The organism is Hydrogenophaga sp., from assembly GCF_026125825.1.
Classification (GTDB): domain Bacteria; phylum Pseudomonadota; class Gammaproteobacteria; order Burkholderiales; family Burkholderiaceae_C; genus Hydrogenophaga.
The window spans coordinates 1-11731 of sequence record NZ_JAHCKK010000108.1; the positions used below are offsets into that span (position 1 = coordinate 1).

9 protein-coding genes and 2 pseudogenes are annotated in these 11731 nt (G+C 69.3%); 8 read left to right on the forward strand and 3 right to left on the reverse strand.

Going from position 1 to position 11731, the window contains the following annotated elements:
* From KIT86_RS21920 to KIT86_RS21945, 6 genes and pseudogenes are all read left to right on the forward strand, one after another.
* Positions 1-989: pseudogene (locus KIT86_RS21920) on the forward strand (iron dicitrate transport regulator FecR); the annotation flags it as partial.
* A 6-nt stretch (positions 990-995) separates the two neighbouring features.
* The gene (locus tag KIT86_RS21925; protein WP_297402346.1) at positions 996-3362 is read left to right on the forward strand and encodes a CHASE2 domain-containing protein; all 2367 of its coding nucleotides are present in this window, start codon (positions 996-998) and stop codon (positions 3360-3362) included.
* 256 nt (positions 3363-3618) lie between these two features.
* Complete coding sequence (locus KIT86_RS21930; RefSeq protein WP_297402348.1) at positions 3619-4194, forward strand: hypothetical protein; 576 nt, start codon at positions 3619-3621, stop codon at positions 4192-4194.
* A 124-nt stretch (positions 4195-4318) separates the two neighbouring features.
* Positions 4319-5332: a TRAP transporter substrate-binding protein gene (locus KIT86_RS21935; RefSeq protein ID WP_297402350.1), complete on the forward strand. Its 1014-nt coding sequence runs from the start codon at positions 4319-4321 to the stop codon at positions 5330-5332.
* Positions 5333-5411: 79 nt separating this feature from the next.
* Positions 5412-5924, forward strand: a complete 513-nt coding sequence (locus KIT86_RS21940) for a TRAP transporter small permease (protein WP_297402352.1) — start codon at positions 5412-5414, stop codon at positions 5922-5924.
* Positions 5921-7216: a TRAP transporter large permease gene (locus KIT86_RS21945; RefSeq protein ID WP_297402354.1), complete on the forward strand. Its 1296-nt coding sequence runs from the start codon at positions 5921-5923 to the stop codon at positions 7214-7216. The genes KIT86_RS21940 and KIT86_RS21945 overlap by 4 nt, the downstream gene beginning before the upstream one ends.
* Here KIT86_RS21945 and KIT86_RS21950 read toward each other — a convergent pair.
* From KIT86_RS21950 to KIT86_RS21960, 3 genes are read right to left on the reverse strand one after another with little or no spacing between them, the layout of a single operon-like run.
* Positions 7193-8521, reverse strand: coding sequence for a mechanosensitive ion channel domain-containing protein (locus KIT86_RS21950; protein WP_297402356.1), 1329 nt, complete (start codon positions 8519-8521; stop codon positions 7193-7195). The two genes, KIT86_RS21945 and KIT86_RS21950, sit on opposite strands and share 24 nt — an antisense overlap.
* 27 nt (positions 8522-8548) lie before the next feature.
* Positions 8549-9355, reverse strand: a complete 807-nt coding sequence (locus KIT86_RS21955; RefSeq protein ID WP_297402358.1) for an enoyl-CoA hydratase — start codon at positions 9353-9355, stop codon at positions 8549-8551.
* A gap of 42 nt (positions 9356-9397) precedes the next feature.
* On the reverse strand, positions 9398-10351 hold the full coding sequence (locus KIT86_RS21960) for a histone deacetylase family protein (RefSeq protein ID WP_297402360.1): 954 nt from the start codon (positions 10349-10351) through the stop codon (positions 9398-9400).
* 26 nt (positions 10352-10377) lie between these two features.
* Between KIT86_RS21960 and KIT86_RS21965 the strand changes: the two genes are divergently transcribed.
* Positions 10378-11298: a MoxR family ATPase gene (locus KIT86_RS21965; protein WP_297402362.1), complete on the forward strand. Its 921-nt coding sequence runs from the start codon at positions 10378-10380 to the stop codon at positions 11296-11298.
* 107 nt (positions 11299-11405) lie between these two features.
* Positions 11406-11731 (forward strand): annotated as a pseudogene (locus tag KIT86_RS21970) (DUF58 domain-containing protein); the annotation flags it as partial.

Genomic DNA, 11731 nt, shown 5'->3' on the forward strand with positions numbered 1-11731 from the left:
GTGCCGCCGGGACCCTGGTGCGCGCCGGCCAGGGCGTGCGCGTGGGCAGCACCACGGCGGTGGCGCCCCTGCTCGCGCCGCCCGATCTTTCCGGCGTGCCCGATGTGGTCGAGGACGCCTCGATGTTGGAGCTGCCGCTGGCCCGCGAGGCGGGCGCTGCGGCTTGGCAGGTGCGCGTCGCCAGCGACGACGCGGCCGAGCGCGTGGTGCGCAATGCCGTCTTTGCCACGCACCTGGCGCGCTTCGCGGCGCTGGACGATGGGGTCTACCTGCTGTCGGTGCGCGCCATGGATGGCCTGGGCATCCCGGGCAGCGAGGCGGTGCGCAGGCTGGTCGTCAACGCGCACCCGACGGCCCCCCTGCTGCGCGAACCGCGCCAGGGCAGCCGGGTGGTGGGTCCCGCGGTCGAACTGCTGTGCACCGAAGGCGCCACCTCCGTGGCTTACCGCTTCGAGGTGGCGCGCGACGCGAGCTTCACCGACCTGGTGGCGCAGACGCCCGATCTCGACCGCTGCCAGCACACGGTGCGCCCGCTCGATCCGGGCACCTACGTGTGGCGGGTGGCCGCGGTCGCCCGCGGTGCGCAGGGTGAGCGCGACCAGGGCCCTTTCAGCCGCCCGGTGCCCTTCGAGGTGGCCGCGCTCCCGCCCACGCCATCCACGCCCACCCTGGGCGGCGCGGGAACCGACACGCTCTCGGTGCGTTGGAGCTCCAGCCCCGGCGGGCCCTGGCGTCACCAACTCCAGATCGCGCACGACCCGGCCTTCACCCGGCTGCTGGAAGACCAGTCGCTCGCCGAAGCGGCGTTCATCCGACCGATGCCGCCACCCGGCAGCTACCACCTGCGCGTGCGGCAGATCGACGCCGACGGTCTGCCCGGCGCGTGGAGCGAGCCGCAGCGCCTGGACGTGCATGCCCGCGTCGTGACCTCGGACAGCCAGCCGCTGCGCAGCGGCGAAGGCCGTGCGGTGCTGCGCAGCCTTCGCTGACGTCGCTTGGACACGCGGCCCACCGAATCCCACACCTCCCAGATGCAGGAGCCCATGGCGCGCGCGCGCCGCCCGCGCACCCGGTGGCTCGAATGGGGTTTGCTGTCGGCGGTGCTGCTGGCCGGCGTCGTGGCCCTGGGCTGCTCGCGCGCCCTGGAACACATCGACCTGGCCCTGACCGATCAGCTCAGCCGGCTGGGCCAGCAGGCGGTGTCGCCCGAGATTGTGATCGTGGCGATTGACGACAAGAGCCTGACCGAGATCGGCCGCTGGCCCTGGCGCCGCGCCTTCCATGCCGCGCTGCTGGAGCGCATCACCGCGGCGGGGCCGCGCGCCGTGGGGCTGGACCTCATCATGGTCGAGCCCGGCCTCGACCCCACCGTGGACGATGCCCTGCTGGGCGAAGCCATCGCACGCAACGGCAAGGTGGTGCTGCCGCTGCTGCTGATGGACCGGCACGGCACCGGCCAGCTGACCCGCACCGACCCGGCACCCGAACTCGCCTCGGCGGCGGCGGCCATCGGCCATGTGCACCTGGAGATCGATAACGACGGCATCGTGCGCAGCACCTTCCTGCGCGAAGGCGATGGCGCGCGGTGGTGGGAGCATTTCGCCGTGGCCCTGCTGCGCGTGGGGGGCTTCGCGCTGCCCGAGCCGCTGCCCGGCGGCCGCGCGCCGAAGGCGGAACATCCCGGCGCCTGGCAACGCGACCACTGGATGCAGATTCCCTTTGCCGGCGCGCCAGGCCGCTTTCCCCGGGTGTCTTACGTGGACGTGCTCAAGGGACGTGTGCCGCCCGGGCAGCTCGCGGGCAAGTACGTGCTGGTGGGCGCCACGGCCGCCGGCATGGGCGACGCCTATGCCACGCCGCGATCGGGGCAGTCCGAGTTGATGGACGGCGTGGAAATCGCGGCCAACGTGATGAACGCGCTGCTGCTTGATCAGCGCCTGGAACGCGCCAGCGCCTGGCAGAACGCGCTGTTCACGGTGGTGCCGGTGGCGCTCGCCCTGCTGGCCGTGCTGCTGCTGGCGCCCACCGCCTCGCTGCTGGCCAGCGCGGGACTGCTGATCGCCACCGTGGTGGCCGCCGCGCTCGCGCCGTCCGTGGCCGGCCTGCAGTTCGCGCCCACGGCCGCCCTGCTCGGGGTGCTGCTGGCCTATCCGCTGTGGGTGTGGCGGCGCTTGCGCGCCGCCATGGGCTACCTGCTGGAGGAGTTCCGGCGTATGGAAAACCGCCGCGACCTGCCCACCATGCTGCCGGCGGCCCGCTCGGGTGATCTGCTGGATCGCCACATCAGCGCCTTGCAGAACGCCTCCGAACAGCTGCGCAACCTGCACCGCTTCGTCAGCGAGACCCTCAACAGCCTGCCCGACGCCACCCTCATTGCCGACGCCTCCGGCCACGTGCTCGCGGGCAACCAGGCCGCCTACCAGTATTTCCGGCGGCAGAAAGTGGCTCGGCTGCGCGGGCACGCCATCGGCGAGCTGCTGCACGGCGTGCACCGCGCCGGCACCCAGCAGCCCGTCTTCGAGATGGACCGCCTGCGCCTGGCCACCGAGCCCTGGGGGGCGGAGGCGCGCGATGCCAACGGACGCGATCTGCTGGTGCGCTTCGTGCCCTGCTTCAACACCGATGGGCAGACCACCAGCTGGATCACCAGCCTGGTGGACATCACCCCGATCCGCGAGGCCGAACGCCAGCGCGACGTGGCCCTGCGCTTCATCTCGCACGACATGCGCTCCCCGCAGGCCTCCATCCTCGCGCTGCTGGAAGTCCAGCGCATGAACCCCCAGCAGCCCATGCAGCCCGAAACGCTGGGCCGCATCGAGCGCCACGCGCGGCGCACCCTGGATCTGGCCGAGGAGTTCGTGCAGCTGGCCCGGGCGGAATCCAGCACCTACCACCTGGACACGGTGAACCTGGTGGACCTGCTCGACGAAGCCGTGGACGAAGTCTGGCCGCAGGCCCAGGCGCAACGCGTGAATCTCCTGGTGGTGCGCCCCGAGGCGCCGGCCTTGTGCGAAGTCGATCGCGGCCTGCTCACCCGCGCCATGGCCAACCTGCTGGGCAACGCCGTGAAGTACGGCGGCGCAGGCACCGAAGTGCTGTGCGCCGTGCATGCGGCCACTGGCGGATGGCGGGTCTCCATCACCGACCAGGGCCCGGGCATGACGCCCGAGCAGCAACAGCGCCTGTTCCAGCAGTTCGCCCGGCTCGACCCCGAGCACAGCGCCACACGCGGCGTGGGCCTGGGCCTGGTGTTCGTGCGCACCGTGATCGAGCGACACGGCGCGCGCATCGAGGTCATCAGCCAGCCCGGCCATGGCACGACCTTTCACTTCACGCTCGCCGCCAGCACCCGCCTGGCTTGAAGCGCCTTCCACGCTTTACACGCTCGCTCTGTTAAGCGACTGTTAAACCGTTTGTGGGCGCCAGGGCGCGAGGCTACGCTGAGGCCTCATTCCCCCATTTCCCTCCGACGACATGAGCACCCTAACGACAGACCGAACAGACCGCACCGTTTCCTGCGAGACGGGCGCCACCTCGGTTGCACAACGCGGTGCCCGAGAAACCGTGTTTCCTCCCGAGGCTGCGCTGCACGTTCTGACCCGTGACGAGTTCAGCAGCATGACCACCTCTCTCCCCGTCGATCCGCTCCTCCACACCCTGCGCATGCTCGATCGCACGGTGCGCCTGCTGTTCAGCCGCCAGGAGCCCGAGCGAACGCGGTCGCTGGCGATGGAACTGGCGCGCGCCACCTCACCCTGCAAAGGGCTGGACGACCCCGTGCGCACCTGGGAGGCCCGGCTGCAGGTGGACCGCGGCCTGGGCCGGGCGAGGCGACTCCAGCGACTGGTCAACAGCCCCGTGTGGCAAAGCGATCACGGCACCCCCGGCAGCGACAAGACGCCGACCGAGAGCGCGGCCGACTACCTGTTCGCCTCGGTGATGAACCTGGTGAACCAGGTGCCGCTGAGCGACGAGGCCCACGTCTTCCGCCTCTGGTACCTGGCCACCCGGGCGGCGACGCCACCGGAGAACGCCTTGCGCCTGTTCGGCGACCTGCGCTACCTGCCGGCGCACCAGCAGCTCGCCGCTGGCGCGCGCCTGCTCGAAACGCTGGGCGGCGAGGCCCTGCACGCCACGCCCTCGCGGCCCCGGCTGCAGGCGGCCCGGCCGGTCGAATCGCCGCCACAGGCCTAGGCCGCGGCCAAGACCCGGAACCATCCGGGTAAGTCTGGAGGGGGCGCCGCAAAGGCTTGGCCTATAGTGATTTCGCCGCCTCCGCTGGGGGCCGCCAACACCCCGAACGTGCCCAGGAGGCCCCATGAAACTTCGCAGTCTTGCCACCGCCGCGCTGGCCACCACCCTGCTCGCGGGCGGCGCGGCCTCGGCCCAGACCGTCTTCACCGTCTCCAGCTGGGTGCCGCCCACCCACACGCTGAGCATGGCGCAGAAGAGCTGGTGCGACCTGCTGGAAAAAGACAGCGCGGGTCGCATGAAATGCAACATCCTGCCCAAGGGCGTGGCGGCCGCGCCCGGCACCTTCGACGCCGTGCGCGACGGCCTGGCCGACATCTCGTACACGGTGGATGGCTACACGCCGGGGCGCTTCATCAACACCCAGGTCGCCGAATTTCCCTTCCTGGGCGACAGCGCCACCGCCACCTCGCTGGCCTACCAGCGCATTTACAGCAAATACTTCGCCCCGCTGGGCGAGCACCGCGGCGTGAAGACGCTGGCGGTGTTCACGCATGGGCCCGGCATCATCTTCACCACCCGCCAGCCGGTGGCCAGCGCCGCCGACGTGGCCAAGCTCAAATTCCGCATCGGCGGCGGCAACATCAACGAACTCTCCAAGGCCATGGGGTGGAACACCACGCTCAAGCCCGCGCCCGAGTCCTTCGAGATGCTCTCCACCGGCGTGATGGACGGCACCTTCTTCCCCGACGAGTCGATCGCCTCGTTCAAGCTCAGCATGGTCAAGCACGCCACCACCTTCCCCGGCGGCCTGTACAACACCAGCTTCGTCTTCATGATGAACGAGGGCAAGTACAACGCCCTGTCGGCGCAGGACAAGGCCGTCATCGACAAGATCTCCGGTGAAACCGCGGCGCGCCTCTTCGGCGAGGGCTGGGACCGCGTCGACGCGGCCAGCCGCGAACTCCAGAAGACCCAGGGCGTGACCCGCATCGCGGCCGACGCGGCCTTCGTGCAGGCCGTCAAAGACAAGCAGGCGGGCCTGGAGGCCAAGTGGGCCGAGGCCGCGCAGGCCAAAGGCTTGAAGGACCCCAAAGCGGTGCTGGCCGAGTTCCGCGCCGAAATCGCCAAGGTAAAGTAAGCCAGCGCACCATTTCCCACGGCCGGCCGGGCAGTCTGTAGCGCACTGCCCAGCCGGCTTTTTCACATCAGGCCCCTTCATGCTCAAGACGCTGGAACGCATCCTGCGCTGGTCCACCGGCCTCATGGCCGCCATGGCGCTGTTCACCATCATGTGGCTCACGCTGGTGGACGTGACCGGCCGCCGCTTCTTCAGCCACTCGGTGCCTGGCGGCCTGGAGCTCACCGAGATCCTCATGGTCATCGTGATCTTTGGCGCCATGCCGCTGGTGTCGTGGCGCAACGAGCACGTGGTCTTCGACTCGCTCGACAGCGTGCTGCCCGATTGGGTGCGCGACATCCAGGCGCGCGTGGTCCACCTCATCTGCGCCGGCACCTTCGGATTCCTGGCCTACCTCATGACGACGCGCGCGGACCGCCTGACCGAGTACGGCGACACCACGGTGCACCTGCAGCTCTCGATCGCGCCGGTGGCCTGGATGATGGCCGCGATGCTGGCCCTCACCGGCCTGGTGCACCTGCTGTTCGTGTTCGTCACGGTGCCCGCACCCCACCATCCTGAGCCCGCCACCTTCGACGGGGGCACCCCATGATCGAGGCTGGCCTGGGGTTTCTCGCCGTCTTCGCCCTGGCGCTGCTGCGCATCCCCATCGCGCTGGCCATGGCCATTGTCGGCATCAGCGGCCTGGGCCTCATGCGCGGCTGGCCGCCTGCCTTCGCCAGCACCAGCCAGGTGATCTTCGAGACCGGCTTCGCCTACGTGCTCTCCGTCATCCCGCTGTTCGTGCTGATGGGCAACCTCGTGGCCCGAGCCGGCATGGCGCGCGAGCTGTACACCGCCGCCAACGCCTTCGTCGGGCACCGCAAAGGCGGCCTGGCCATGGCCAGCGTGATCGCCTCCGGCGGCTTCAGCTGCATCTGCGGCTCGTCCATCGCCACGGCGGCAACCATGACCCGCGTGGCCTACCCGGAGATGAAGCGCCATGGCTACAAGGACACCCTGGCCACAGGCTCCATCGCTGCCGGCGGCACGCTGGGCATCCTGATCCCGCCGTCCACCATCATGGTGATCTACGGCATCATGACCGAGACCGACATCGGCAAGCTGTTCGTTGCGGGCGTGCTGCCCGGCTTGGTCGCCATCGCCTGCCTGTGCGCCGCGGTGGTCTACGTGACCTGGCGCGACCCTCAAGCCGGCCCGCCGGGCGAGCGCCTGAACTGGGCACAGCGGCTGGCCGCGCTGCGCAGCGTGTGGGCGGTGGTGCTGCTGTTCGCGCTGGTGATCGGCGGCATCTACGGCGGCGTGTTCACCGCCACCGAAGGCGCCGGCGTGGGCGCCTCGGGCGCCTTCCTCTTCGCGCTGCTGCGTGGCGCGCTCACGCCTCGCGTGCTGCTGGACATCCTCGTGGACAGCACGCGCACCACGGCCATGCTGTTCACCATCCTCATCGGCGCGATGGTCTTCACCAGTTTCGTCAACTTCACCAGCATGCCGGGCGATCTGCGCGACTTCCTGCTGCAGTTCAGTCCCCACCCCATCATGGTGGTGGTGGTAATGATGGTGATCTACGTCGCGCTCGGCCTCGTGATGGAAGAGCTGTCGATGGTGCTGCTCACCATTCCCGTGTTCTTCCCGGTGATCACCGGCCTGGGCTTCGACCCGGTGTGGTTCGGCGTTCTGATCGTCACCATCGTGGAGATCGGCATGATCTCCCCGCCCGTGGGCATGAACCTTTTCGTCATGAACTCCCTGCTGCCGCTGGTCAAGCTCAAGACGATCTTCCAGGGCGTCTGGCCCTTCGTCATGGCCGACATCGTGCGCCTGGGCATCCTGATCGCCTTCCCGGCGATCTCGCTGTGGCTACCCAGCCTCATGAGCCGCTGAGTCTCTCGCGCCCGCCAGCGGGGGGAGTTCCTTGACGCGCAAGACGCGCTGCGGGTACGCCATCTCGATGGCGTTGGCCTGCAGCGACTCCAGGATGCGCCGGTTGATGCGCGAGAGCAGCCGCAGCTGCTCCGCCGCGTCGCCGGAGTTGATCCAGTAACCCACGGTGAACTGCAGGCCATCGGCGCCGAAGGCCGACAGCGAGGCCTGCGGGGCGGGCTCCTTGAGCGCGTCCTCCTGCTCGTTCACCGCGGCCAGAAGCAACTGGCCGACCAGCTCCACGTCGCTGTCGTAGGCCACCGACACCACGGAGGTCTGCCACACCCGGGTCAGCGCCGAGGACAGGTTCTCCACCCGGTTGATGACCATGAGCTCATTGGGCACGATGGACTCTCGCCCGGCTGGCGACCGGATCACGCTGTAGCGCGTGTTGATGTCGAGAATGCGGCCTTCAAAACTGTCGACCTTCACGTTGTCGCCGATGCGCAGTCGCCGCTCGGCCAGAATCACGAAGCCGCTGACGTAGTTGGACGCGAGCTTCTGCAGGCCAAAGCCCACGCCCACGCCGATGGCGCCGCTGAACACCGAGAGCGCCGTGAGGTCGATCCCCACGGCCGAGAGCGCCACGATCAGCCCCACGAACAGCAACAGCGCGCGCGACGCGTTGCTCACCGCCTTGCGCATGGACAGATCGCCCCCCGTGGCCTTGCGCAGCAGACGGGACTCGATCGCGGAGGACACCCACAGGGCGAGGATCATCACCGCGCCCGCCGTGATGGTGCCCTCCAGCAAAGTGCGCAGGCTCAGCGTGCTCGCGCCGATCTTCCATTGGATGTCGTCGAGCTCGGCCAGCACCACAGGCAAGAGGCCGCTGACCCACAGCACCATGGCCAGCCAGGCCACCCAGGAGATGGTGCGCTCCAGCGCCCGCACCCATGGCGCGGTGGTGAAGGCCGCCTGCAGCACCTTCACACCGACGCGGATCACCACCAGCGACACCAGCACGGGAATCGCCACCTTGAACGCCGCCAGCGGCATGAATTTGGTGACGATGGCGCGGGCGATGTAGCCCAGCAGCAGCAAGGTCAGCGGGAACATCACGCCGTCGATCAGGCGGCGGCCGAACAGCACCGAGCGCCGGTCGTCCTGCATGCGCAAGGCATTGCGCAGCGCCCAGCTGAAGCCCCAGGCCAGGGCCACGCAGACCGCGAGCGCGGCGAGTTCGACCAGCACGGTGGGTTGCGTGAAGCCGGCCAGCCACAGGCCGATGTCGTCGATGGGTTTGGTGTTGGTGGAAGGATGCATGGCGGTTCGCAAAAGGGGATCGGGCGCTCAGGGGCGCCAGGCGGGAGGGCGCTTGTCGATGAAGGCCTGCACGCCTTCCTGCGCCACTTCGTGGGCCATGTTGCAGGCCATGCTCTGGCCGGCGAGCTGGTAGGCCGCCGCCATACCCGTCTCGAGCTGGCGGTAGAACAAGGCCTTGCCCATGGCAAGGGCCTCGCGCGGCTTGGCCAGGATGCGGTCCACCAGGGCCTGCAACTCGGCGTCGAGTGCGTCGATGGCCACCACGCGGTTGACCAGGCCCCGTGCCCGCGCCTCCTCGGCCGAGATGAAGTCGCCGGTGAGCAACATCTCCATGGCCTGCTTGGGCAGGATGTTGCGCGAGAGAGCGACCCCCGGCGTGGCGCAGAAGAGGCCCACGTCGATGCCATTGACACCGAAAGTCGCGTTGTCGCTCGCCACCGCCAGGTCGCACTGCGCCACCAGCTGGCAGCCGGCAGCGGTCGCCAGCCCCTGCACGCGGGCGATCACCGGCACCTCCAGCTGGCGGATCGCCAGCATCAGGCGCGAGCACTGCGCGAACAGCTTCTGGTAGTAGGCCAGCTCGGGCGTGGCGCGCATCTGCTTGAGGTCGTGTCCGGCGCAAAAGGCGCGCCCGTTGGCGGCCACCACGACCAGGCGCGCCTGCGGGTCGGCGGCCACCGCGTCCACCGCCGATTGCAGGGCGGCCAGCATGGCCTCGGACAACACGTTGAAGCTGCGCGGCGTGTTCAGCGTGAGCGTGTGCACGCCGCGCGCATCGCGCGACATCAGCAGCACCGCGTCGGGGGAGGAAGAGGTAGGGATGGGCTCGGTCATCGGAACATTATGGGACGCCTGAGCCGCCTCGAACGCTCAGACTCAGACGCCCGCGAGCACCCTCAGGTGCGCTTCCACGCTGCGGCCCAGGGCGCTCAGCGCGTAGCCGCCCTCCAGGCAGCTCACGATGCGGCCCTTGGCGTGGCGCTGCGCCACGTCCTTGATGCGCTCGGTCAGCCAGACGTAGTCCTGCTCCACCAGGCCGAGCTGCGCCATGTCGTCCTCGCGGTGCGCGTCGAAACCCGCGCTCACGAAGATCATCTGCGGCTTGTGGGCATCCAGCCGGGGCAGCCACATCATGTCCACCAGCTCCCGCACGTCCATGCCCTTGGTGTAGGCCGGCACCGGCAGGTTGACCAGGTTGCTCGCCGTCGAGTGCTCGCACGGTGGATAGAAAGGGTGCTGGTAGAAGCTGCACATGAGAATGCGCTCGTCGCCAGCCACGATGTCCTCGGTGCCGTTGCCGTGGTGCACATCGAAGTCGATGATGGCCACCCGCTGCAGCCCGTGGCGCTCCAGCGCGTACTTGGCGGCCACGGCCACGTTGTTCACGAAGCAGAAACCCATGGCCTGGTTGCGCGTGGCGTGGTGGCCTGGCGGGCGCACGGCGCAGAAAGCGTTGGCCAGTTCACCGGCGATCACGGCGTCGGTCGCGTCGATGGCGGCGCCCGCGGCCATGAGGATCGCGTCCCAGCTGTGGACGTTGATGGACGTGTCCGGGTCCACCTGTGCATGGTCCGGCCCACCCGCGGCCATGTCATCGCGCAACTGGTCGCTCAGGCCACGCAGCGAGGCCAGGTGCATGCGGCCATGGGCGAGTTCGAGGTCGGCGATCGCCGCCGGCGTGGCCTCGCGGCGCTCCAGCGCCACGTCCAGCCCGCTGATGAGCAGGCGGTCTTCAATGGCATCGAGACGCTCAGGGCATTCCGGGTGGCCGGCGCCCATTTCGTGTCTCCAACAATCCTTGTGGGTGAAATACCCAGTGGCCTGGCTCATGGGGGTTTTACGGTATGGTTCGCGGCATGCAAGCCGACACAAGAATCCAACTTCTGCTGAATCAGCTTAACACGGTGATCGTGGGCAAACCACAGCAGGTGTCGGACTGTGTGGCCTGTCTCTTGGCCGGTGGGCACCTGCTGATCGAGGACGTGCCCGGTGTTGGCAAGACAACCCTGGCGCACGCGCTGGCGCGCTCCTTCGGCCTGCAGTTGTCGCGCGTGCAGTTCACCGCCGACCTGATGCCCAGCGACCTCATCGGCGTGTCCATCTACGAACGCGGGCGTGAAGACTTCGTCTTCCATCCCGGCCCGGTCTTTGCCCAGGTGCTGCTGGCCGACGAGATCAACCGCGCCAGCCCCAAGACACAGAGCGCGCTGCTCGAAGCCATGGAAGAAAAGCAGGTCACGGTGGAAGGCGAGACGCGCGCCCTGCCCGAACCCTTCTTCGTGATCGCCACGCAGAACCCGCACGACCAGCTCGGCACCTACGCCCTGCCGGAATCCCAGCTGGACCGTTTCCACATGCGGCTGTCGATCGGCTACCCCGACCGCGCGGCCGAGCGCGAGCTGCTGCGCGGCCAGGACCGGCGCGACATGCTCGAACGCCTCGCGCCAGCGCTCGGCCCGACCGACCTCGCCAGCCTGCAACGCACCGTGAGCCAGGTGCACACCGCCGAACCGGTGCTCGAATACCTGCAGGACATCGTTGCCGCCACGCGCAGCGGGCGCTGGTTCGCCCAGGGCCTGTCGCCGCGCGCCGCGCTGGCCGTGGTGCGCTCGGCCAAGGCGCAGGCCTACCTGAGCGGGCGCGACTATGTGGCGCCCGACGACATCGCCGCCGTCCTGCCGCAGACCGTGGCCCACCGCCTCACGCCGGTGCGCGACGCGGGGCGCGGCCCGGTCGAGCAAGTGCGCGCCATGCTGGACGCCGTGCCGCTGCCGTGAACACCGCCGGCCGCGCTCCGCACCTCTCCCTTGAAAGGGGGGCGGCACCCGCAGGCCGGCAAAGCCAGCCCCGCGGCAGCGCCGGATGGCGGCATCCCCTCGTCCGCCTGCAATCGTGGTTGCACAGCCGCCTGCCGCGCCGCGACACCCTCACGCTGACCCAGCGCAACGTCTACATCCTGCCCACGCGGGCGGGCTGGATGCTCGCGCTCACGCTGCTGCTGCTGCTCGTGGCCAGCATCAACTACCAGCTCAACCTGGGCTACCTGCTTACCTTCCTGCTCGCGGGCTGCGCGGTGGTCGGCATGCACGTGTGCCACGGCAACCTGCGCGGCACCACCTTGCACCTGAGCCCGCCCGACCCGGTGCACGCCGGCCAGGCCGCCGCGCTCGATATCCGCCTGACCAGCGAGCGCTCCCGCCCCCGCCATGG